Here is a 24,071-nt window from a genome sequence, read left to right as displayed (position 1 = left end):
GCAAGAAGCTCGATACCTAGCAGCACAACCTTTCTTGCAACCGTTGGTTTTCACGGTGATACAGGAACAGGATGTCCTTACTGTATTACTTTACAGATATAAATTGTTAAAGCTTCACACGAGCCTATTGCATATTTCAGATCATGGGATTACAATCTCTATTAACCGGTTTGAATTTGAGGAATATGATACTTATTACAGACGATGACGGAGAAAAGTAAGCGAAAGACAGCCTTACAGGGACTGTGTGCCGACCGACTGAGAGCACACGGAAGGAAATGATTTGCTGAAGTTCACTCCAGAGTTGACACCTGAACCAGGAAGAATGTTATTCATCCTTCACTAGGGAGGTCCGTCCGCATGACGTTACCATGCATTGAGCGAGAAAGCTGAATTTACGGCTGTCTAACAAGGGTGGTACCACGGAGTTTCACCGTCCCTTGATTAGGCAGTCTTTTTGCGTTCTAAGGGCCCTTAGAACGCAAGAGCATGGAATTCGGCGATAATCTGAGTAGAGAATATAAAATGAGAATTCAAAAAGTCGGCTTTTCAGCACCAAGAAGGTTGTGCGAATCCGAAGAAGGAGGAAACGGAGTTTAGGCAAAACCTAAATGAGTACCTGAAATGTTTCAGAAGGAAACATACATCGTAAGCGTATGCTCTTCGAGGGTGAACGCAAGATTCGATGTTGAATTCGCTTCATGAAATACTTCGTGATCAAAAGATAACTTTATGAATAGCCTCTAAAAAGGAGCGATTTGAGATGAGTGAGAAGAGACAAGATTTAGACCAGTTACGTAATCAATTAGATGAAATTAACCTAAAATTATTATCCCTATTAAGCGAGCGCGCGGTCATTGCCCAAGAAATCGGCATCGTGAAGCAGAAGCAAGGGATTCCCAAATATGATCCAGTACGTGAGCGCGAGATGCTCGAGGAGCTTGTCGCACGCAACGATGGTCCATTCGAGGATGCGACAATCAAGCATTTATTCAAGCAAATCTTCAAAGCATCACTTGATCTGCAGCAAGATGATCACAAGAAAATTCTGCTCGTCAGCCGGAAGAAGCAGCAAGAGAATACAATTGTTGATGTGAAAGGCGTGCCGATCGGTGGATCTGCGCAAGTAATGATCGCCGGACCGTGTTCGGTGGAATCCTATGACCAGCTCAAGACCGTTGCCACGGCACTGAAAGAATCCGGTATCCGCGTGCTTCGCGGCGGCGCCTTCAAACCACGGACATCTCCGTATGACTTCCAAGGTCTTGGCATTGAAGGATTGAAGCTGCTGAAGCAAGTTGGTGAAGAACTCGATATGGTGACGATCAGCGAAATTGTACACCCAGGACATATCGAGCTGGCCGCAGAGTATATCGATATCATTCAGATCGGCGCACGGAATATGCAGAACTTCGAGCTCCTTAAGGCCGCTGGCCAAGTAGGCGTTCCCATCGTACTCAAGCGCGGACTTGCAGCAACGATCGAAGAGTTCATCCTCGCAGCAGAGTACATTGTTGCTGGAGGCAATCCGAATGTCATCATGATCGAACGCGGCATTCGTACCTATGAGAAATGGACACGGAATACGCTAGACATCTCGGCTGTTCCGATCTTGAAGCAAGAGACACATTTACCCGTGCTCGTCGATGTCACGCACTCGACAGGACGCAAGGATATTCTCGTTCCTTGTGCGAAGGCAGCACTCGCCGCAGGTGCGGATGGCATTATGGTGGAGGTACATCCAGACCCAGCAACCGCTCTGTCCGATGCGCAGCAGCAGCTCAATATCGATCAATTCCATGATTTCTGGCACCGTGTCAAATCTTCCGGATTGTTCAACGAATAACATACCCCACAAAGTGATGCTTTGACCTCGAAACGATCCAGGTACTTTGCGGGGACCCCGGTAAATGCAATACGAACAAGAAAAGGCATACCCCGAAGCTACAGGTGGTTGATTCATTCAACCGATCCAGTGCTTCAAGGTATGCCTTTTTATGATGCTGCTCTTCACCTAACACAGCTTTTGCTCATTTCACTTTTGCTAAAGTTGTGTTATACGCCTAACCATTTCTTGAACATATGCTTCGTTGTCGCCTTGTTCATCTCAGCGATCGAAGTTGTGAGTGGAATGCCCTTCGGACAAGAACGTACACAGTTCTGCGAGTTACCGCAGCCTTCGATTCCGCCCTCTTCCATCAAGGCATCTAGACGCTCATCCTTGTTCATCTCACCTGTTGGGTGCGCGTTGAACAAGCGAACTTGTGAGATCGGCGCAGGTCCGATAAAGCTTGTTTTTTCGTTCACGTTCGGACAAGCTTCTAAGCAGACACCGCATGTCATACACTTCGACAATTCGTACGCCCATTGGCGTTTGGATTCTGCCATCCGTGGTCCCGGACCAAGGTCATATGTCCCATCAATCGGAATCCATGCCTTCACTTTCTTTAAGGCGTTGAACATCCGGCTGCGGTCAATGACAAGGTCGCGAACGACTGGGAAGGTGCTCATCGGTGCTATACGTACCGGCTGCTCGAGTTTGTCGACGAGCGCCGAGCAAGCTTGACGCGGTTTGCCGTTAATGACCATCGAACATGCCCCGCATACTTCCTCCAAACAGTTGGATTCCCAGCATACCGGCGATGTCGATTGACCACTCGAATTCTTCGGATTCCGCTGAATTTCCATTAAGGCACTAATCACGTTCATCCCTGGACGGTAAGGCACTTCGAATTCTTCTGTATAAGACTTCGCATCCGGTTTATCCTGACGCGTGACGATGAATTTAACGGTTTTGGATGATACTGTAGTCTCCGCCATCGTTATTCTCCTTTCTTCTTATCTGTCGAATAATCGCGTTTACGCGGTTTAATAAGCGATACATCTACCTCTTCATACGAAATCGTTGGGCCATCTGGCGTCCATGCTGCTTTCGTCGTCTTCATGAAATCTTCATCGTTACGATCCGGGAATTCCGGTTTGTAATGCGCACCACGGCTCTCATTACGCATTAATGCGCCTAACGTCATCGCTTCGGATAACTCTAACATGTTCCAGAGTTGACGCGTAAAGGCTACTCCTTGGTTGTTCCAACGCGCCGTATCGGTCATATTGATGTTCTGGTAACGCTGCTTTAATTCTTTGATCTTGGCGATAGTCTCTTCAAGCTTTTTGTTATAACGAACCACGGTCATGTTATTCGTCATCCACTCACCAAGTTCTTTATGCAATACATAGGCATTCTCTTTGCCTTCCATCTTAAGCAAGCTCTCGTACTTGTCCGTCTGCTTCTTGCTCTCGCGATCGAATACGGAGGAGGAGATATCTTCAGCCGATTTCTTCAAGCCGCGGATATATTCAACTGCCTTCGGTCCGGATACCATCCCGCCGTAGATGGCGGACAAGAGCGAGTTCGCGCCCAGACGGTTCGCACCGTGATATTGGTATTCACATTCGCCGGCTGCGAATAATCCAGGAATGTTCGTCATTTGATTGTAGTCGACCCACATGCCGCCCATCGAATAATGGACTGCCGGGAAGATTTTCATCGGAATTTTACGAGGGTCATCACCCATGAATTTCTCATAAATCTCAATAATGCCGCCGAGTTTCACATCTAGTACTTTCGGATCTTTGTGCGACAAGTCAAGGTATACCATGTTCTCGCCGTTAATCCCCAGTTTCTGATCCACACAGACGCTAAAAATTTCACGTGTTGCAATATCCCGCGGCACAAGGTTACCGTATGCCGGATATTTCTCTTCAAGGAAATACCAAGGCTTACCGTCTTTATATGTCCAGATCCGTCCGCCTTCACCGCGTGCAGACTCCGACATCAAGCGAAGCTTATCGTCCCCAGGAATCGCCGTCGGGTGAATCTGAATGAACTCCCCGTTCGCGTAATGAACGCCTTGCTGATACACTGCGCTCGCTGCTGTTCCTGTGTTGATAACCGAGTTCGTTGTTTTACCGAAAATAATACCAGGACCGCCTGTTGCCAGAATAACCGCATCCGCTGCGAATGTAACAACTTCCATTGTACGAAGATCTTGCGCAGTAATCCCGCGGCATACGCCCTCGTCATCGATGACCGCCGATAAGAACTCCCAATGCTCGCGTTTTGTTACAAGCCCAGCTGCCTCATGACGACGAACTTGCTCATCGAGTGCGTACAAGAGCTGCTGTCCTGTCGTCGCCCCCGCAAATGCTGTACGGCTGTATTTCGTTCCACCGAACCGGCGGAAATCAAGTAATCCCTCTGGTGTACGGTTGAACATGACACCCATGCGGTCCATCAAGTGGATAATCCCTGGCGCTGCATCACACATCGCTTTGATTGGAGGTTGGTTCGCTAAGAAGTCTCCCCCATATACCGTATCGTCAAAGTGCTCCCATGTGGAGTCGCCTTCACCTTTCGTATTTACGGCACCGTTAATTCCGCCCTGTGCACATACGGAGTGAGAACGTTTCACTGGTACAAGCGAGAATAGTTCTACATGTACATCTGCTTCTGCTGCTTTGATCGTGGCCATCAGACCTGCTAGTCCGCCGCCTACGACGATGATTTTAGATTTCGACATTCCATTCCACCCCTTAACCGTTAATCATGCCAGTTGCCAAATTTACAAGCCCTGCTGCTTCAAATTCACTGCCTGTGAATGCAACCAGTGACAGAATGAACAAGAGCGATACAAGAACGAATACGCCCATGCAAATATAAGAAGATACACGTTGTGCGCGTGGTCCAACCGTAATCCCCCAGCTCACAAGGAACGACCATAGTCCGTTGCTGAAATGGAATACCGCAGCTACAACCCCAATGACGTAAAAGATAAAGAAAACAGGTTGTGATAAAATATCATTCATGTGCTGACCAAGTTCTTCATGCGTCAAATTGCCAAGCGTAACTTGAAAACGCGTGGTATATAGATGCCATACAACGAAGATGAACGTAATGACACCCGTAACCCGTTGCAGCATGAACATGATGTTACGACCGTAGCTGTAATTGCTGACATTATTTCTAGCTTGATAGGCAATATAGAGACCATATACACCGTGATAGAGCAGCGGCAAGAAAATCCCGAAGATTTCTAAGAAGGTAACTAACGGGAGATCGTTAAGAAATTTAACGCTGCTATTAAAACCTTCCTTGCCTCCTTCGAACGCGGAGTAGTTCGTCAACATGTGCTCCAGGATAAACAAGCCCAGCGGAATAATCCCGAGTAGCGAGTGCAACTTCCGTGAATAAAAAGAAGTCCCTTTCATAAGTAAGCGTTTCCCCTTTCAATCGTTGCCATTGATTAGTTTCCATTTTTCATGTGAACAAGTTGTGAATGGTTTATACCATCTATCATGTTACTCCTTTTTCGCTTATAATGGAAATGCGTATTTTCTATTAGTTTTTATAACTAATTTGCATAAGAGGTGTCGAAATGTTAGAAATGATGCAATATTTTGCAGCAGTCGTTGAACAGTCGAGTCTGAACAAAGCCTCTCAGCTGTTGAATTTATCACAACCAGCCCTCTCCAGAAAAATTACCAAACTGGAAGACCAGCTTGGTGTACAACTCTTTACTCGAAATGGTAAGAAGCTCGAACTGACAAGAATCGGCCAGCTCACCTATGAATTCGCACTCGAAATGCGGCAAATCGAACGTGATCTGCTGCAGACCATCGCTGAATATAAAGCAACGGATAAAAGTATGATTACGATCGGGGCCAGTCTAACAACCCTGCAATCTACGCTCCCCGACCTTATTCATGTCTTCCTGAGCAAGCATCCCGAGACGGAGATGAAGGCGATCACAGGCAAAACCCACGAGATCGTCACCCTCGTCCGGGAAAAGAAGGTCGATATCGGTCTTGTTGCTTCTTTAATTAATGAACCACCGCTCCAGTGCCTTCCTTTATTCGAAGACCATCTGGATCTCGTACTCCCGAAGCACCATGTGCTGCATGCCAAGAAAACAATTGATATACAAGATTTGAACGGCCTCCCGATGATCCTATTCTCGAGAGGCACCTGGTACCGTATACTAACCGATGATCTATTCCATCGTTGCCGGGTTATTCCAGATGTTCGCATGGAGATTGACTCCTTTGAAGCCATCATTCGTTTGCTCTCAACTGGGAAGTCAGCAACTCTTCTGCCTCACTCGTATCTTAGACCGCAATTATTAGCTGATAACGAGCTAACGGTCGTCCATTTACGTGAATTGGAGCAGACCAAGCGTACGACATCTTTGATCTATTCCGACCCTGCATCCCTAAGCACTTCGGCGCAAATGCTCATTCAAGAAGCCTCTTCATATGCGAAGCTGCAGTCTTTTACCGCAAAAGCAAAAAGCCATGGAATTTAAACATCCATGGCAAGGCCATCAGCATTAATTATTCGGCTTCACTTCAAGTCCCAGCTTCCGCGCGACCCAGGCCGTTGTGCTTGCCTGTACCAGAATCGTGAGCATGATCGCCATGAAGGTAACGGATGCAATAATATCCGCATGCTCCACACCTGACGCGACAATCATCCCCGATAACGCGGCCGGAATGACGCCCGTCTCACGTACCCATACCATGAACGCCATCTCGCGCCACGTCCATTTGGCTCTTCGATCAGGGAGTGCACAAGCTATGACGGTGAGCGGTCTCGCAATGAACATCAGCACCAACACAACGGCAAGACTTGGCCAGAAATATTCGATCAACACGTGGAAGTTGACTTGACTGCCAAGCAGAATGAAGATTAGCATGCGCATCAATACGGTAATATTATCTGCGAAGTGATCCATCTCTTGGCGTTTCTCATGCATCGATAATCCGAATGTCTTCTCATTGCCCCAGATTAGACCCGCAACGAATGTCGCCATAAAGCCGCTAACATGCAACAAATCCCCAGTCAAGTACGCCGCAAGCGCGACAACGATCATCGCAATCGTCGTATACTCACGTAAGACTGCAAATCGATGATGTCCTGTCAAATACGAGAACGGGATTGCGACGACCACCCCAACAATAATTCCACCAACTGCTGTCTTCAAGAAATCAAAAATCATCGGACCTGCTTCCAAACTTCCTTGGCCTAAGACCACAGCGAGCAAGGTAAAGGTAATAATAGACCCCGTCGCATCATTAAATGCCGACTCACTCTCAACCGTCTCACGTACCTTGTCCCGAATCTTGACCTGCCTGAAGACCGGAATGATCGATGCTGGGTCCGTTGATGCGATTACTGCACCCACCAATAGCGACAAAATCCATCCAAGCCCGAACAAATAATGCACGGCTACACCGACGACACCGACAGTGATCAACACCCCTGGCACACTTAATAAGGAAATCGTGATCCAGACTTTGCGAAGCCCATGAAGTCCAATATTCCGCCCGCCATCGAACAGAATTAATGTAGAACCAGCCGTTAAGATCGTCTGATTGAGCACCGAACTGCTCGTCTCATGAATCCAATGCAGTCCTTGGCCAAGCACCATACCGATCAGAATAAAAACAACCACATCTGGGAGCTTCAGCCATGCAGCAATTTTGCCGGATACCATGCCTGCGATGAAGATTAATACAAGTACAATCAATAGATGCTGAATGATTTCTCCCGTTGCTGTTCCCAAGTCTACCACGTCCTTGAATGATCAATTCATTAATGCTTTAAATGCGTGTTCAAAAAGTTGGCTTTTCAGCACCGAGAAGGTTGCGAGAATCCGAAGAAGGAGGAACGGAGTTTAGGCAAAACCTAAATGAGTACCGGACTTCGAGGATGAACGCAAGATTCGATGTCGAATACGCTCCATGAAATACTTCGTGATCAAAAGATGACTTTTTGAACAACCTCTTTAAGCCAAAACTTGTCCAACCGTCATTCGCTCTTCGAAGGCGTCGATTTGCTCATTCGTCCCAATGATGACCATAATGTCTTTCTCAGAAAGCACTTGTTCTGCCGTAGGTACGATGATAACCCCTTCCTTCTTATTGATCGCAACAATACTGCAGCCAAAACGGGATCTCGGATTGAGATCTTTGAGCGAGATGCCATCCAGACAACTAGGAACGGTCAACTCCGCAATCGAATAATCTTTAGACAGTTCGATGTAGTCGAGCAAGTTCGGAGACACCAGCTGATGCGCCACCCGAATCCCCATATCCCGCTCTGGGAAAATCACACGGTCAACGCCGATCCGCTCAAGCACGCGACCATGCAGATCAGAGATTGCTTTGGCAACAACCTTCTTCACACCAAGCTCCTTCAGCTGAATCGTTGCCAGAATACTCGTCTGAATATCGTCCCCAATCGCGACGACTCCGCAATCGAAATTGCGAACCCCTAAAGAACGCAGCGTCTCCACATCCGTCGCATCCGCAACGACCGCGTGGGTTATCTTACGGCCTATAGCATCGACTACCTCTTCATCTTTATCAATCCCCAACACTTCGTGCCCTAGCTCAATCAATTCCTTCGCAAGACTTGAACCAAATCGTCCTAATCCAATCACTACAAATTGTTCTGTTTTCATGTCTTTCTTCCGATCTCCTATCCAATAATCATTTTGCCTTCGGGATGACGGTATAATTCTTTCTCTGTCTTTGGTCCAATCGCATAAGCTAGAGTTAATGGTCCAAGTCTTCCCATAAACATCATCAGGCTAATCATAATTTTTCCGAACACGGTTAAATCTGCCGTCAACCCCATCGATAATCCTACCGTTCCGAAGGCCGAGGTCGTCTCATACAAAATCATTAAGAAATGATGGTCTTCTGTTGTTGAGAGCAGCATCGAGACGAACACGACGAGCATCAGAGACAAGAACGTGATCGTTAACGCTTTGAATATTCGCTCTTTCGCCAGACGATACCGGAACATGACCACATCTTCTTTACCGCGAATCATAGAAATGACAGCCATGATCAAGATGGTAAAGGTCGTCGTCTTAATCCCGCCTCCAGTCGATCCGGGGGATGCACCAATAAACATCAGAATAATCGTAAAGAACTGCGATGCCTGCCGCATGCTGCCGATATCGAGTGTGTTCGCACCTGCCGTACGCGGGGACACCGATTGGAAGAAGGAGGCGAGTATTTTACCTGTCCAATCCAATGGAGCCAATGTCTTATTATTCGTAAATTCAAAGACGAAAATGACTATCGCACCAAAAACGATCAAAAAACTCGTCATCGATAAAACGACTTTTGTATGTAAAGACAATTTTTTTCGATTTCTAAAATCAACCAAATCCGCCATGACAATAAATCCGATGCCGCCGAAGATAATAAGGAGCATGGAGACGATATTGACAAGCGGGTCGCTGACATAGGCCGTTAAACTCGAGAAATGCCCGAATATGTCAAACCCGGCATTGTTGAAGAAGGATACCGCATGGAATATACCGAAATAGAGTGCACGGATGAACGGCATATCGAAGGACCAACGGATCGTGAACAATAATGCAGCGGCTGCTTCGATCGAAACCGAATAAATAAGGACCCTTCGAATCAAACGAACGATGCCTTCCATACTCGATTGATTCATCGCCTCTTGTAAAATCAAGCGCTCCGACAAGGAGATCCTTTTCTTCAGGACAAGAGCGAATAAAGTAGCCATGGTCATAAATCCAAGTCCGCCAATCTGAATAAGGAACATCAACACGACCTGCCCAAAGACGGTGAAATGCGTTCCTGTATCTACAACGATCAATCCCGTCACACATGTCGCTGAGGTCGCTGTGAACAACGCATCTACGAAATCAAGCTGTACGCCGTCAACATTCGATATCGGTAGCATCAAGAGGAATGAGCCCAGCAGAATTATGGACGCAAATCCAAGGGATAAGATACGAGGTGGCGTTAACGCAAAAAATTTCTTTTTCAAAAATACCCTTCCCTTCACTAAAATACCAAAGCAAGTATACTTGATCTCCATCATTTTGTCATACAATGTTTTTAGGGCATTCTTGATCATACGCTGGTACTCAGCAGATGAACTATGATATTTTTACTAGTATCATCCTGTAGACCTTAAATTTCGGTGCTCAACTCAATTTGTCATGATTAGGAGGAACGTAATGAATCATCTCGGCAATCGCCTTCAGCTACAATTCAATCGCAAAATACTACTAACGTTGGGAACCATCGGACTCGTCATCTTCATACTCCTGCAGGTGTTACCAGCATTCTTCTCGCCGCAAGCGAGTGAGGTTCCGAATCAACCTGCCATCTCCAAAGAAGCTGCAACGGACAAGGCGCTTGCGTTCGTGAAGCAAAACTGGCCTCAAGCTAATCCGAATGCAGTCGAAGCTTCCATCTCTTACGCGACCAATTCTAACCTATATGGTTATCTTGTTTCCAATAAGCTATTAGATAAATATCATAAAACATTTGTCCAAAAATATCCTTATGAATATTATCGCGTTGAGATCCCAGAACGAAATGTACCCAGCAAGGCCTACTACATTTACTTGAATATGCAATCTGGTGAAGTCATTTCGTGGAAAATGTTCACGCCGGAGGATACACCATCCCTTCGAACAAAGGATGAATTGATCGATGCAGCCAAGCAGCACTTGGCAAAGGCCGGGTATGATATCAACTTGTTAACCGTGCAGCAGACGACATCCGAGAAGAATTTCCCGAATCACACGAATATTGTCCTAGAAGATACATCCCGAAAGATCGGTGAATCTACACTGCTCATCACTGTTCAATTCATCCAAGGGGAGATTTCATCCGTGACACCTGCTTTCTCTGTACCGGAATCACATCTTCTCTATGTTCAGCAGCAGCAGCGAAATGCCAACTGGATGACAGGACTCGGTTACTATCTGTTTACCGTGGCACTCGCTGTGTTAGCCATCGTCTATAGTATCCTTAAACGACGTCACACCTCATTCAAACGCGGTATATTCCTTGCATTGCTCTATACAGGTCTCAGCATTTTCTCGTTCTTCAACATTATGCCGGCCATGAAAGCCATGTCCGGGGATATGCCAGTCGATGATACGTTGTTAATCGCTACGGCATTATTACAATGTGTCGTCACGGTCTTCATGGGGATTGCTACTTATTTCTCTTTTGTCGGTGGCGATGCGTTATGGCGAGAACGAGGACTAAACCCTTGGCCACGATTCCGTGAGCCTGGTTACGGCGATTATGTCTTTCGTAGTATGGGAATCGGCTACATTACCGCCTTTTTCCTACTCGGATTACAGGTGATCATCTATATCGCCCTTTCCATAACGATCGGCACCTGGTCGACAACCGATGCCACGCAATCGACTTACAATATGATTTATCCACTTCTCTTCCCGCTTATGGCTTGGGTTGCAGGTATTGGGGAGGAAGCAACATACCGGTTGTTTGGCATTATTATGCTGAAGAAAATCGTGCGTAATACGTTTATCGCTTGTCTGATCTCCACGTTAATCTGGGCATTCGGTCATACGTTATACCCGATTTATCCAACGTATTCGCGACCGATTGAATTAATATTTTTAGGGCTAGGATTCTCATGGATCTTCTTCCGATATGGATTTATTACAGCGGTCTTTGCTCACGTCATCTTCGACAGCATTGGAATGGGACTAAGTGTGATCCTGATGAAGAATGGAACCGCCTATACGTTAATTGGACTCGGATACATGATCTTGCCTGCCATCGTCGCTTGGGTGATCCGATGGTTCTATCGCATGAGGTACCCCCATGATCCAAATGAACCTGTAGAGCCTATTCAGCCAAAAGAAAAGGAGCCGTTAACTACGACTCCTCCTGAAGCGCTTGTATAATTTGTGAGGCGAGCTTCTCGCCAATCGACAGAGGCCTGAAATCTTCGATGGAGGCCTCTTTGATTTTCTTAAGGGAACCAAAATGTTTAAGCAGTGCCTTCCGACGCTTCTCTCCAATCCCTGGAATCGAATCCAGCTTGGACGTAATCATCGATTTCCCCCGTTGCTCCCGGTGGAATGTAATGGCGAATCGATGCACTTCGTCCTGGATACGCTGCAAGAGATAGAACTCTTGGCTATCCCGCTTGAGCGGAACTACCTCTGCTGGATCACCGACCATGAGCTGTGCCGTCCTATGCTTCTCATCCTTCACGAGACCGCATACAGGAATAAATAACCCAAGTTCATTCTCTAGGACATCGACAGCTGCAGAAATTTGGCCCCGCCCACCATCAACGACGACGAGATCAGGCATCGGTAAGTTCTCCTTCAACACCCGCTCATAGCGGCGTCTGATGACCTCACGCATCGTGCCGTAATCATCGGGCCCGACGACCGTCTTAATCTTATACTTGCGGTATTCCTTCCTCGCAGGCTTCCCATCGATAAATACGACCATCGCGGATACCGGATCCGTCCCTTGAATATTCGAGTTATCGAAAGCTTCAATGCGATGCAGACTACCCAGTCCAATCCATTCTCCGAGGTTCTGTGCCGCCTTAACGCTCCGTTCCTCATCCCGTTCAATCAATTTAAACTTCTCATCTAGCGCAATATGCGCATTCTGCATCGCCATCTCGACGAGCTTCTTCTTCGAGCCGCGCTTTGGAATATTCACCTTTACCTTGAGCCAAGCTCCGAGTGCATCTGCGCCATTCTCTGCGGACACTTCAGCAGCTTGTTCTGAATCGTCATCCGGCAAATAAATTTCACGCGGCAATGCGCTGTTCTCGCTATAATATTGGCTAACGAACGACATGAAGTCATCATAAGCTGTTCCGTAGTAAGGGAACGTCGAAGAGTTACGCTGAATCATTTTTCCTTGGCGCATATAGAGAATCTGCACGGACATCCAGCCCTTATCGACGGCATATCCGAAGACGTCTCGGTCCATGTTATCGGCCGTAGTAATGTTCTGCTTCTCCATTAAAGCATCAATACTTATGATTTGATCGCGAAGCTCCTTCGCCCGTTCGAATTCGAGTGTTTCCGCCGCTTCGCCCATCCGCTGCTGCAGATCCCGCTTAATCTCTTCGTGTCCACCATTCAGAAACCGCGTAATCTCTTGGATCATCGCTTCATTCTGTGCCGCCGTGACGTCCTCAACACAAGGGCCAAGGCATTGACCAATATGGTAATACAGACAAGCTTGGTTCGGAATGTTCATGCATTTGCGCAGCGGATACAACCGATCAAGCAGCTTCTTCGTCTGTTGGGCAGCAAAGGCGTTCGGGTAAGGGCCAAAATATTTGGCTTTATCTTTCAATACACGTCGTGTCACTTCAAGACGCGGATGCGTGTCGTTCGTAATTTTGATATATGGATATGTCTTATCATCCTTCAGTAGGACATTGTATCTTGGGTAATGCGTCTTAATGAGGTTGCACTCTAGAATGAGTGCTTCCATGTTGCTCGCCGTAACGATATATTCGAAGTCTCGAATATCCGCAACCAGGCGCTGCGTCTTGCCGTCATGGCTCCCAGTGAAATAGGATCGAACACGATTCTTAAGCACCTTCGCCTTACCGACATAGATAATCGTGCCTTCACTATTCTTCATCAGATAACATCCCGGTTGGTCCGGAAGAAGTGCTAATTTGTTGCGTATATTCTCCATTGCTTTCTCGTAATCATCCGGATGCTCCGTCATCTGTATTCAACTCCCAATATGAAAACATAAGTTCGATATCCATTATATCAAACCTGCTGCTTCATGCCTATGCGGGATCACAGATTTCACTTCACAGATGCTGGTAACCGTACACCAATGAGCCGATCTTCCGCTTGAATGATGACCATCCGGCCTGCCTTCAAGGTCGGCCCGTAGAAATGGGCATTCGTGCGAACCTTGAACAGTGCCTTCGTCGTATCGACATCCAGCCCATACAGGACGCCATCGGTCTGCGCACGGTACATCACGCTACCGTAAATCTCCACTTGGGCCGCAGGATTGTCACCGGCCCAAGCCATCTCTTGGCCGTCCGATATCTTAATGCCTTTGATTTCTTGCGTATTGCGATCTTGGAACAAGAACTTCCCTTGGTGGATCGCGCCTAAGAAGCTCACGTCTGGGTACATGACGGCCCATGTCTTAACCGGTTTGCTCGCGCCAGCTTCCGAAGAGAAATCATACTGCGCAATCCGCTGCCCTTGGGCCATATAGAGATTGTTGCCATCCAGCAGAATCCGACCGCTTCCAGGGCTATACGGCGGCTGTCCAGCCATCTTATAGCTATAGGTTCTCGTCTCTCGAGCTTTACCCGTCTGCAGATCCAAGCCTAGAATCGTAAGCTCGCGATCCGCCACCGCATCGTCCATATTTAACTCATCGGTCTTCGAGAAAGCTATGCCGTTCTTCACGAGGATCGGCATATCCTGCCGAGATTGGCCCCATTTCTTCTTGCCCGTCTTTAGGTCGAACGCATCCAATTGAACGGTGGTCAACGCGCCTTGGACTGTGAATGTCGACAGCAGGACGCCGTCCGCTTCCATCACGTCCAACGCATAATTGGCTTCCGGTTCTTCCGTGCTCCACAGCAATTTCCCTGTCGAAGCCGACAGCGCATCGATTTTACGTTCATGATGCAGTACATAGACACGATCCCCTTGAGGAATCACGCCCACGACTTCCGCATATTTTGCCGTCCATTTTAGCTTGCCTTGGTTCGCGCTCACGGCAAAAATCTGGCCTGATTGCGAGACGCCGTAGACGATGCCTTGGTGTACCTTAATGGTCGAAGTCAGGTTCTGTCCATACGTCCACTGCTTCTTCCCCGTCGCAGCATCGATCGCGACCAGCTTCTTATCTTTCAAAGCGAACACTTGATTCCCGACCGCCTGCGCCGTCGTAATCGCATGCCACTGTTCATTGCGATCCACTGCGAATGTCCATGACGGCTTCAGCTCCGGCACCTGTCCCATGACTCTGCTATTCTGCATCACGTTCTCCGAGATGATCGGCTTCTCCACCTGACCCGCCGTTCCTGCGGCTTGCGCCGTACCGAACGCTCCAGCCCACAACGTTAACACTATTCCGCTAATCAAAACCTGTTTCCATTTCGTATGTATCAACTTCCTGCACTCCTCTTCCATATCATGTTAATTATAGCTATATAGCTATTGACGGCTGACGGCACAAAAAGTTTCAGATTCATACCGACCAACAAAAAAAGCCCTCTCAGTTCACTCACTGAGAAGGCTTCTATGAAGATCAATCAATCTTATTGGTGTTTGCCAACCATGCTTTTCAAAGCATCTTTCGAGTTCAGACCAACCACTTTATCAACCGGTTGACCGTCTTTGAACACGATCAATGTTGGGATGCTCATTACACCGAAACGGGAAGCCGTCTCAGGGTTCTCATCCACGTTCACTTTTGCGATTTTCAAGGAATCGCCGATTTCCGCATCAAGTGCTTCCAATTCTGGAGCAAGACGTTTACAAGGACCACACCAAGGTGCCCAGAAATCTACTAGAACGACGCCTTGACCTTCAACCTCCGTATTGAATGATTGATCGGTTACGTTTACAATTGCCATGACAATGTCCTCCTTTATATAGAACCAATTTTTTTTAGGTACTCATCAATTGAAAGTATACCACAACCAACTTCATTTTGTGAAATATGACTAAACTTTGTCACTTTAGGCGACTTTACAAATAAACGATTCTTTCGTTATACTAATAGTAATATTTGGATTCATGAATTGTGATGCTTATCATTGCAATAACGGAACCGATAGTCAGGGGGCAGATCATGATGGAAGATACTATCAAACTATCCACGAACGATCCAACAAAACATGTGAATGAAGAAATTCGTAACGATTTCTCCGACGTAATGAATGGCTTCACTTTCATGTTTGGATTCATGTTCATTGTATTCTTCGCGATGGTGATCATTAAGTTCTTAGCGAGTTAAACCAAGCGAAATCAGGAAACGAATAAAGTCTGAACCGCTGTCTTCACTGACAATAAGGTTCAGACTTTTTTATTATTTACGAATTAATTCGAAGTTAATCGCTCAGAAGGAGACGGAGGGGGGGAATAATTCAGCTCAAATCGTTTGCGCTCCGTGCGCTCCAACTGAACAATTTTGCCATCATGAACTGTGATGAGTACAGAACCGAACTCCATACCATTCAATAACGCAACAATCTGATCACGCCAACGCTCATCAATCTCCAGCGTTCTCCCCATACACATCCTCCTTATTCCCCAAGAAAGAAATTCATTTCATTCCGACCTATTTACTATGATTTGATAATTATTATCTTATCATCTTGCGCTCATGTCGTCAATTCATCCTATTTCTAGCAGCGGCGCGCTGCTGTCGACGTTCAATCAGACTCTTCGCGACTAACGTCACGAGCGCTAAGGCCACGAGAAGCGAAGCAACCGCAAATGCGGCGGAGAATTGATATTCGTTGTACAGGATTTCAATGTGAAGCGGTAATGTATTGGTCTCTCCCCGGATATGTCCCGATACGACGGAGACAGCGCCAAATTCGCCAATCGCACGCGCATTGCAGAGGATGATGCCGTAGAGCAGCCCCCATTTGATATTCGGCATAGTCACATGCCAGAAGATATGCCACCCTCTTGCCCCAAGACTTGCAGCCGCTTCTTCTTCCTGCTTGCCCTGTGCCTGCATGAGCGGAATCAACTCACGCGCAACGAATGGGAATGTCACGAACGTTGTCGCCAGAATAATTCCAGGTACAGCATAGACAATCTGCAGATGATTCGTCTCAAGAAAAGGCCCGAACCAACCTCTTGCCCCGAACAACAGCACATACACCAGCCCCGATATGACTGGCGATACAGCAAATGGCAGATCGATCAGCGTCAGTAGAATATTTTTGCCGCGGAACTGAAACTTCGTGATCGTCCATGCGACAGCCACGCCAAATAATGTATTCAGCGGTACTGCGATGAGTGCAACGAGCAGCGTTAACTTCAGAGCAGATATTGCATCAGGTTCGATTAAAGCCGTAAGATACAGCTCTACTCCCTTCTTCAACCCTTCATAAATCACCGTAACTAACGGCAATATGAGTACCAACCCGACGAATAATAATGAGATCGTAATCCAGAGCCATCGAAACAGCAGCGACTCTGTCGCGTGTCTCGGCCTCACCTCCGAACTTCCAGCTAAGCCGTTTATTGTTGTTGAACCTGCCATACTTCACCTCCTACCTATTCTGAGATAGCTTGATGCTGACTGCGCCACTGCAAGAAGTTGATGACCAAGAGCATCACGAATGAACTGAGCAGCATCACGAGTGCAATAGCCGTGGCTCCCGCATAATCGAATTGCTCCAACTTCGTCATAATGAGCAGCGGAGCGATTTCCGTCTTAAACGGCATATTGCCGGCGATGAAGACGACCGAGCCATACTCACCTATCGCCCTCGCAAAGGCAAGTGCAAATCCTGTCCATAAAGCCGGAGTCAATTCTGGAAGAATGACGCTACGAAAGGTTCTCCAGCGATAAGCGCCAAGCGTCACCGCTGCTTCTTCAATTTCACGGTCCAGCTCCTGAAGGACGGGTTGAACTGTCCTCACAACGAAGGGGAGTCCGATAAATATAAGCGCAATCGTAATCCCGATTTGGGTGTAGGCAATTTTGATACCAAGCGGCGCGAACAGCTTCCCGATGATCCCATTCTCTGCATAAATGGCAGTTAATGCGATCCCAGCGACGGCTGTTGGCAGAGCAAAAGGAAGATCGATAATCCCATCGATCAGCTTCTTGCCTGGGAACTTATATCTGACAAGTACCCATGCAAGTAGGAGACCGAAGATTACATTGATGACCGCAGCATAGAATGCGGATAAGAAAGTGACGCGATATGAAGCGATAACCCGCGGATCCGATATCGTCTGCCAGATTTTATCCCAGCTCGCATTGGCCGTCTCCACGAACAGACTGGCGAGCGGAATCAGAACAATAATGCTCAGATAGAAGATCGAATAACCTAAGGTGAGGCCAAATCCCGGCAGTACTTTGATACGTTTGGATTTCAGCTTTGTCATTATTATTTACCTGCAGCATATATCTGATCGAACAATCCACCATCTGCGAAGTGCTTCGCTTGCGCAGCGCTCCAGCCCCCGAAATCTTTATCAATCGTTAAGAGCTTGAGTGTTGGGAACTGGTCCTTATACTTGTCAGCCACAGCCTTCAGAATCGGACGATAGAAGTTCTTCGCAACAAGATCCTGCGCCTCCGGTGTGTAGAGATACTTCAAATATTCTTCGGCTGCCTCCCGCGTGCCGTGTTCATCTACGACTTTATCAACGACCGCGACAGGCGGTTCTGCCAGAATACTCAGCGATGGATAGACAATTTCGAATTTATCTTTACCCAGCTCATTGGTCGACAACAAGGCTTCATTCTCCCAAGCCAGCAGCACGTCACCAATGCCACGCTCCACAAAGGTCGTCGTTGAGCCGCGTGCGCCGGAATCCAGAACCGGTACGTTCTTGAACAATTTCGCGACGAACTCTTTCGCTTTATTCTCATCGCCGCCGCTCTGCTCGAGCGCGTAGCCCCATGCTGCAAGATAGTTCCACCGTGCTCCGCCGGATGTTTTCGGGTTTGGTGTGATAATCCCTACGCCATCTTTGACGAGATCATTCCAGTCATGAATGCCTTTCGGATTGCCCTTACGCACTAGGAAGACGATCGTCGACGTATAGGGCGCGCTGTTATCTTCGAATTTCTTCTGCCACCCTTCTTGAATAAGACCTGCCTTCTGAATCGCATCCACATCATAGCCCAGCGCGAGCGTAACCACATCCGCTTTGAGTCCATTCACGACGGAGAGGCTTTGCTTCCCAGAACCGCCGTGCGATTGCTTAATTGTAACGGTCTGACCGGTCTTCTTTTGCCAATAGTCACTGAATAATTTGTTATAAGCCGCATATAATTCTCGAGTCGGATCATAAGAGACATTCAGCAGTTCGACTGGTTTTTTGGCTGGCTCTGTTTTGGGTGCATCGGCCGTCTTGGATCCGCACGCTGCCGCGGTTACGGCTAATAATAATAAGACGACGATGGTGGTTACTCTCTTCTTCATACGATTTTTCCCCTCTCAACATGCAAAATGAAAAAGGACAGCGGGAAGAAACGAATACGATGAGCAAATAAAGGTTGTAAATCTCTACAATCCCTTTTTGAATCGTATCGTTTCCTCCGGCTGTCCGGTCGAAAACTTATAATTCCTATATAATTACTTGGTTTAAACGTAATATACCAACTGCCTAGATAAATGTCAATCCTTATTTTCGAGGAAAATAACAAAAAAACCAGCTGACTCTCCCGAAGGAATCACACTGGCTTGTCGCTATGTTTTAGTTCTTTTTGCGTCCGCGTTTGTTCTCGCCATTCACCACAATGACATCTACGAATGGCCGAATACGATCCATTAGCCTCTGACCTTTGTAGGCCTCTTCACCGTCTTTGCTCGTGAAGCTAAAGTGCTTCTCCAGCGCATCCAATTCATAATTCGAGGTATAGAAGGTTGGCTTGCGGTTCATCCGATAATTCAGAATCGATCCGAGCACATGGTCTCTCGCCCAAGGATTCATGTTCTCAGCACCAACATCATCGAAGATCAGAATGTCCGTCTCCTTCAAGACTTCCATCGTCTCCTTTAATTTGGCCCCGTCTAACATCATTGATTTCAAATCCTCCACGAACTCTGGCATATAGACGATCGCACCTGTGAATCCTTCCTTCGCTAGCTCATACAACAAGTAACACATCAAGAAGGTCTTCCCTGTACCGAATTTCCCGACCAAGTACAGTCCGTTCGTCTGAAGCCCCTCTTCCTTCGTCCGTAAAATATACGTCAACACCTGGTTGGCAGCCGAAGCCCGCTCCAAGTCTTTCACAAGAATCTCATCAGCTGAATAGCCTTCCTTAAGCGCCCGATCGTCCACGTAGAAGCTCCGGATCCGCTCACGAACTTGATCTTGTCGTTGTTGACCAAGGAATTTCTTGCAGGATACTTTACTATCATAGACTTGGGTCAATCCATTGACGGTGTCGCAGGAGATTTTGGTATAGTGCCCTTGCATATCATTCGGACATTGATCTAACCCTGGGCATTTCGAGCAGTTGTTGTACTCCGTAACGTATTGATACAAGCGATTCATATTCTGTTGAAGAACTTGTTCCGTGATGTCCGGGTATTTCGCACGCAGCTTCACAATCAGCGGATTCGCAATCAGCTCCGCTTTCTTCCGTTCTACCTTTTGCCACATTTCTTGACTTGGAATTCGTTTTAATAGATCTCCGAGTGAGTCCATGACACAATACATCTCCTCTCTTCTTAGGATTTACCATCTAGTTTCCGCGCAACTTTGCGCATTTCTTCTAATTCTTCTGGGGTTACAGCCATACCTTGCGGCACATCTTGAATAATCGGTATGCTCGGCTTCTGCTTCGCAGATCTCGAATACCCTGATCCACTGCGCCCGCGTGAGCCCGATGCGGCGGATTTGCTGGTCCGCTCTTGCTCCAGCCGCTGCTTGAATTGACTCTGATCTCGAATATGTTGTACAGCGAGTTCATAGGTGGTAATCTGCTTCATTAGCATCGTCGATGCAATGGAATCCACAAAATTCCGGTTCAAACGCTGATCCGTGCCTGAGACGAGCAACGTCATCAAGTAGTGAATTAAGACATTGATGACTTCTTCAGGCAATTTATAATTCAAATCGATCTTCTCGAACATGTCCATCATATTATCCGGCACGGAGCCTGGGAAGAACTTCTTGAGCAACATCGTATAAGGTTCATTACGAAGCATCATATTATATTGATGGATATCACATTTCCCCTGGAATTGCGGCGGCACATCCAGATAGAATTCCATCTCCACGGCATATTCTTCCTGCGGTTGATCCTCTCCGGTAAGGTCTACTGAATCACGAAGTGCGATGACCTTCTTCGCATACCGATCACTCGTCTCACTCCGTTTCTTCCCTTGACGGAACTGCAGGTTCGCCCGGTGCTGCAGCTCATCGAGCAGGACTTCGCCTTGATCAGAGAAGACGCCTTCCTCATCCAATAGTCCACAGATGTCTTGCAGACTTAGTTGATATTTGTGAACGATGTAATTGATCATACCCATTTGTTCATGCTCATAACGCAGCCGCTCGACGAATGCGCGATTCTTCGAGATGCGTGGGAACCGTGAAATAATATCCGCATAATTCAGCGTCTCCTCCGAGTCTGTCGCCTGATACCCCGGATGCCGGGAAGGAGCAACCTCGGATAACGCCTGTTCCAGCTCATAATCTATCACATGTGTGTTCAATTGGAACAGCTCATAGAATGGGATCGATAGATCTTCTTTATGAACGGCCTTATGAACAATCTCGGCAGGCTCTTCTGTGCAGAATTCCTCACGAAGTGATAGGACCGAGAACTTTCCTACTTTATCCCGTAATAACAGCGTGAGGTGCTGTGTCTTAAAAAATTCATTCGGCGACAACGGCGCGTAGAGCTCATATTCATACAGACTATCATCCTGCTCGGGTATGTAGATCCGCGACGTATGCAATAACCCTACCGCTTCGAGCTTCGATGTGATCTCGATCAACTGCTTACGGCCTTTCTCACTTGGGTCGATCCCTAGGGTGAGGAAGAGACGGCGCTGCTGTTCAATCCGCGAATATCCGACACGATCACTCGAAATATGTTGGTAGAGAAATTGATAGAAACTAATCGCAAGTCCACCAACCATCGGTTGATAAATATAGGAGAGCATTTTCGAATCCATCCCGCTGAGCGAGAAGTCCCTGAACGTATAATACCGATGATGTTCGGTAAACTGCATTAGATTTGAAATACGCACCCTTCACTACACCCCATTTTTCCCCATTAATTCCGTACTTCAAGCATCCTTTTATTCTATCATAAAAAAAGAGCCAAGTCTGTCTCTGGAGAACTCTACCACGAATATGATCAATTACTCGACAGGTTCTATCATCGAAAATTCGACAGTGTTATCCATATTGCGTATAATACTTAATGGACAACAAACTAATGGATGGTGATCGTTTTGATATACGCGCTCTCATTTTTCATTTCGTTTCTCATTGTATATGTACTCATTCCGCCACTCGGCAAGATGGCGTTCCGTATCGATTTTGTGGACAAGCCACGGAAAGACACGGAGCGCAAAATCCATCGCGAGCCAATCCCGCTGACAGCCAGCTATGCGATATTCATCGGATTCTTCGTTACATACTTGCTCGTCACACGTGAATTCAATTGGGAGACTGGGGCACTCTTTATTGGCGGTGTTCTCTTACTGACGATCGGAACCATTGATGATTGGTATAAGACGAAGGGGAAAGATTTCCCGGCATTGCCCAAAATGGTTATTCAACTCTCAGCAGCTGCGCTCGTCTTCTTCTCGGGCAACGCCTTTACAGGGTTCTATAATCCCTTCAGCAATGAATATGTCTTGCTGCCGATTTGGCTGCAATTTATACTTACCATTCTATGGATCTTCGGCGTCACAACAGTAATTAACTTCTCAGACGGCATGGATGGCCTCGCTGGCGGCTTAGCCACGATATCAGCGGTGACCCTCTTTATCGTAGCGCTCACCAAAGGTCAGACCAATTCAGCGATGATGGCGATTATCTTGATTGGTGTGACGGTTGCTTACTTACGATACAACAAGCCGCCGGCCAAAATATTCATGGGCGATGCAGGAGCGACATTCATCGGGTTCATACTTGGTGTGATCGCGTTAGATGGAGCGTTCAAGCAAGCGACAATTCTCTCGCTCTTCATTCCGATTCTCGCGCTCGGGGTGCCGATCTTCGATAACATCTTCGTCGTCATGAAGCGAATGATTCAAGGCAAACCGATCTATCAGGCTGATGCCAGTCAAGCGCATTACCGACTGCTTCGTTCAGGACTGAATCACAAGCAAGTGCTGATGTTCTTATGTCTGATTGGGACATGCTTCGGACTATCTTCGATCATCTTATTATTAATTCAGACGTAAATGCATAAATCCCCCATGCCATGGAATTATCCACGGCATGGGGGATTTCTTATGATCTGGGGTTAGCTCGCCGCCTCCACAGGGACTTGAATGCCCCGATAGAGCAGCTTCTGCCCCCACTTCGTTCGGTACACGAGCTTCTCCATCAAGGCGAACACCGCGCTCGACGCATAGTATAAGCCGATAGCGATCGGCGACCGCCACAGAACGAAGAGATAAATTAAATTCATTACGATCGAAAGGCCGGCCTGCTTCTTGGCCGCTTGCAGAATCGTCAGCTCCATCGTAATGGGGATGAGCGCAGCGGCAAGCGTTAACAATGTGCTCAGAATCGGCAGCACATGCAGCGGGTCTGTTTGGGACAACGTGTCCACCCAAGATACAATCGTCGAACTCATGTCGCCCCCATGCGTTCGGAAGAGACCAAAAAGACTCATGAAGATCGGAATTTGAGCGAAGCTGATCAATAGCATATTGAACGGCTTAATGCCATGCTCCTTGTTAATTCGAAGCGTCTCTTCGAGCAATCGATCCTGCTTGTCTTTATATTTCTCACGGGCTTGTTGAAGAATGGGCTGCACGGCCTTCTGGCGGACCATCTGCCGGTAGTTCATCAAATTCAACCCCGTGAATAACAATCTAACGATCAGGGTTAGTGCGATAATCGCAAGTCCCCAGTCATGCGTAAGCTGGAAGAGATCGGTGAGCAATGTGTTGAATACAGATACGATTGGTGATAACCAAGAGATCATGGATAATTCCTCCTATAGGTGTTTGTTCTACTCTGTCCAGTACACCTACAGCGGAATGCATCTCATCATCGGTTGGCTTTTTGCGCGGCTTGCGGCTCGGTATTTTCCGACGTATCCATCCTAATCGCAGCACCATGCTCTGCGCATGTGTCGGATAGTCATCCGTATGCGATTGCAGAGACACGATTACAGCTGTACGAATCGGCATGCCGATCGGGGACTGCAAATAGAAGTAGCCTACCAACACTGCTGCGACCGCAATCATCGACCATAACAGCACACCATAATCCACGGATATTTCCATTGTCTCACCTCCCTCTTTGTTGATCATCTTCTAA

Annotated in this window: 22 protein-coding genes and 1 other annotated feature; of the genes, 5 read left to right on the top strand and 17 right to left on the bottom strand. The window is 47.2% G+C overall.

Annotated features, from left to right (window positions below; genetic code table 11):
* The first annotated feature begins 195 nt into the window (after positions 1-195).
* Positions 196-444 (top strand) — a binding site (T-box leader).
* Positions 445-763: 319 nt separating this feature from the next.
* Positions 764-1,846 (top strand): bifunctional 3-deoxy-7-phosphoheptulonate synthase/chorismate mutase, encoded by a 1,083-nt coding sequence (locus ACFQZR_RS09560; RefSeq protein ID WP_379345195.1) that lies wholly within the window; start codon positions 764-766, stop codon positions 1,844-1,846.
* 209 nt (positions 1,847-2,055) lie between these two features.
* Here ACFQZR_RS09560 and sdhB read toward each other — a convergent pair whose 3' ends face one another.
* From sdhB to ACFQZR_RS09545, 3 genes are read right to left on the bottom strand one after another with little or no spacing between them, the layout of a single operon-like run.
* Positions 2,056-2,820, bottom strand: a complete 765-nt coding sequence (gene sdhB / locus ACFQZR_RS09555) for a succinate dehydrogenase iron-sulfur subunit (RefSeq protein ID WP_379345192.1) — start codon at positions 2,818-2,820, stop codon at positions 2,056-2,058.
* 2 nt (positions 2,821-2,822) lie between these two features.
* Complete coding sequence (gene sdhA / locus ACFQZR_RS09550) at positions 2,823-4,580, bottom strand: succinate dehydrogenase flavoprotein subunit (RefSeq protein ID WP_379345190.1); 1,758 nt, start codon at positions 4,578-4,580, stop codon at positions 2,823-2,825.
* 13 nt (positions 4,581-4,593) lie between these two features.
* A complete protein-coding gene (locus ACFQZR_RS09545; protein WP_314589614.1) occupies positions 4,594-5,268 on the bottom strand; it encodes a succinate dehydrogenase cytochrome b558 subunit in 675 nt (224 codons plus the stop codon).
* A 167-nt stretch (positions 5,269-5,435) separates the two neighbouring features.
* Between ACFQZR_RS09545 and ACFQZR_RS09540 the strand changes: the two genes are divergently transcribed.
* Entirely contained in the window at positions 5,436-6,362 is a 927-nt protein-coding gene (locus ACFQZR_RS09540; protein ID WP_379345188.1) for a LysR family transcriptional regulator, read from the top strand.
* A 24-nt stretch (positions 6,363-6,386) separates the two neighbouring features.
* Here the strand turns inward: ACFQZR_RS09540 and ACFQZR_RS09535 are convergent, their stop codons facing one another.
* The 3 genes from ACFQZR_RS09535 to ACFQZR_RS09525 all read right to left on the bottom strand — a co-directional run bounded on the left by ACFQZR_RS09535 (position 6,387) and on the right by ACFQZR_RS09525 (position 9,925).
* A complete protein-coding gene (locus tag ACFQZR_RS09535; protein ID WP_379345185.1) occupies positions 6,387-7,622 on the bottom strand; it encodes a cation:proton antiporter in 1,236 nt (411 codons plus the stop codon).
* A 222-nt stretch (positions 7,623-7,844) separates the two neighbouring features.
* Positions 7,845-8,522, bottom strand: a complete 678-nt coding sequence (locus tag ACFQZR_RS09530; protein WP_379345183.1) for a potassium channel family protein — start codon at positions 8,520-8,522, stop codon at positions 7,845-7,847.
* A 17-nt stretch (positions 8,523-8,539) separates the two neighbouring features.
* A complete protein-coding gene (locus tag ACFQZR_RS09525) occupies positions 8,540-9,925 on the bottom strand; it encodes a TrkH family potassium uptake protein (RefSeq protein ID WP_379348782.1) in 1,386 nt (461 codons plus the stop codon).
* A 142-nt stretch (positions 9,926-10,067) separates the two neighbouring features.
* Here ACFQZR_RS09525 and ACFQZR_RS09520 point away from each other — a divergent pair, with 142 nt between their 5' ends.
* On the top strand, positions 10,068-11,783 hold the full coding sequence (locus ACFQZR_RS09520) for a CPBP family glutamic-type intramembrane protease (protein ID WP_379345181.1): 1,716 nt from the start codon (positions 10,068-10,070) through the stop codon (positions 11,781-11,783).
* Here ACFQZR_RS09520 and uvrC read toward each other — a convergent pair.
* The 3 genes from uvrC to trxA form a co-directional block, all read right to left on the bottom strand.
* Positions 11,755-13,593, bottom strand: a complete 1,839-nt coding sequence (uvrC, locus tag ACFQZR_RS09515) for an excinuclease ABC subunit UvrC (protein ID WP_379345179.1) — start codon at positions 13,591-13,593, stop codon at positions 11,755-11,757. The genes ACFQZR_RS09520 and uvrC overlap by 29 nt on opposite strands.
* Positions 13,594-13,679: 86 nt before the next feature.
* A complete protein-coding gene (locus tag ACFQZR_RS09510; RefSeq protein WP_379345177.1) occupies positions 13,680-15,014 on the bottom strand; it encodes an outer membrane protein assembly factor BamB family protein in 1,335 nt (444 codons plus the stop codon).
* 149 nt (positions 15,015-15,163) lie between these two features.
* On the bottom strand, positions 15,164-15,481 hold the full coding sequence (gene trxA, locus ACFQZR_RS09505; RefSeq protein ID WP_018758854.1) for a thioredoxin: 318 nt from the start codon (positions 15,479-15,481) through the stop codon (positions 15,164-15,166).
* Positions 15,482-15,699: 218 nt separating this feature from the next.
* Here trxA and ACFQZR_RS09500 point away from each other — a divergent pair, with 218 nt between their 5' ends.
* Entirely contained in the window at positions 15,700-15,864 is a 165-nt protein-coding gene (locus ACFQZR_RS09500; protein WP_018758855.1) for a hypothetical protein, read from the top strand.
* Positions 15,865-15,947: 83 nt separating this feature from the next.
* On the opposite strand, the gene ACFQZR_RS09495 is transcribed toward ACFQZR_RS09500, so the two are convergent.
* The 6 genes from ACFQZR_RS09495 to ACFQZR_RS09470 form a co-directional block, all read right to left on the bottom strand.
* On the bottom strand, positions 15,948-16,142 hold the full coding sequence (locus ACFQZR_RS09495) for a YezD family protein (RefSeq protein WP_018758856.1): 195 nt from the start codon (positions 16,140-16,142) through the stop codon (positions 15,948-15,950).
* Positions 16,143-16,239: 97 nt separating this feature from the next.
* Complete coding sequence (gene cysW / locus ACFQZR_RS09490) at positions 16,240-17,127, bottom strand: sulfate ABC transporter permease subunit CysW (protein ID WP_379345174.1); 888 nt, start codon at positions 17,125-17,127, stop codon at positions 16,240-16,242.
* Positions 17,128-17,141: 14 nt separating this feature from the next.
* The gene (gene cysT / locus ACFQZR_RS09485) at positions 17,142-17,981 is read right to left on the bottom strand and encodes a sulfate ABC transporter permease subunit CysT (RefSeq protein ID WP_379345172.1); all 840 of its coding nucleotides are present in this window, start codon (positions 17,979-17,981) and stop codon (positions 17,142-17,144) included.
* Positions 17,982-17,983: 2 nt separating this feature from the next.
* A complete protein-coding gene (locus tag ACFQZR_RS09480) occupies positions 17,984-19,027 on the bottom strand; it encodes a sulfate ABC transporter substrate-binding protein (RefSeq protein ID WP_379345170.1) in 1,044 nt (347 codons plus the stop codon).
* A 274-nt stretch (positions 19,028-19,301) separates the two neighbouring features.
* Positions 19,302-20,261 carry a primosomal protein DnaI gene (gene dnaI / locus ACFQZR_RS09475; protein WP_379345168.1) on the bottom strand — a complete coding sequence of 320 codons (960 nt, stop codon included), beginning with the start codon at positions 20,259-20,261 and terminating at the stop codon, positions 19,302-19,304.
* A gap of 23 nt (positions 20,262-20,284) precedes the next feature.
* The gene (locus ACFQZR_RS09470) at positions 20,285-21,814 is read right to left on the bottom strand and encodes a DnaD domain protein (RefSeq protein ID WP_379345166.1); all 1,530 of its coding nucleotides are present in this window, start codon (positions 21,812-21,814) and stop codon (positions 20,285-20,287) included.
* 195 nt (positions 21,815-22,009) lie between these two features.
* Here ACFQZR_RS09470 and ACFQZR_RS09465 point away from each other — a divergent pair, with 195 nt between their 5' ends.
* Positions 22,010-22,981 carry an MraY family glycosyltransferase gene (locus ACFQZR_RS09465; RefSeq protein WP_040675774.1) on the top strand — a complete coding sequence of 324 codons (972 nt, stop codon included), beginning with the start codon at positions 22,010-22,012 and terminating at the stop codon, positions 22,979-22,981.
* A 62-nt stretch (positions 22,982-23,043) separates the two neighbouring features.
* Here the strand turns inward: ACFQZR_RS09465 and ACFQZR_RS09460 are convergent, their stop codons facing one another.
* Positions 23,044-23,733, bottom strand: a complete 690-nt coding sequence (locus tag ACFQZR_RS09460) for a YidC/Oxa1 family membrane protein insertase (RefSeq protein ID WP_379345163.1) — start codon at positions 23,731-23,733, stop codon at positions 23,044-23,046.
* Positions 23,660-24,037: a hypothetical protein gene (locus ACFQZR_RS09455; protein WP_379345161.1), complete on the bottom strand. Its 378-nt coding sequence runs from the start codon at positions 24,035-24,037 to the stop codon at positions 23,660-23,662. Before ACFQZR_RS09455 ends, ACFQZR_RS09460 begins: the two co-directional genes overlap by 74 nt.
* Between the last annotated feature and the right edge of the window lie 34 nt (positions 24,038-24,071).

The sequence above is a fragment of the Paenibacillus sp. GCM10027629 genome (genome assembly GCF_042676425.1).
In the GTDB taxonomy this organism is placed as follows: Bacteria; Bacillota; Bacilli; order Paenibacillales; family Paenibacillaceae; genus Paenibacillus_K; species Paenibacillus_K terrigena.
Note: the sequence above shows the minus strand (reverse complement) of the source record. Positions and strands in the feature narration are given on the sequence as shown.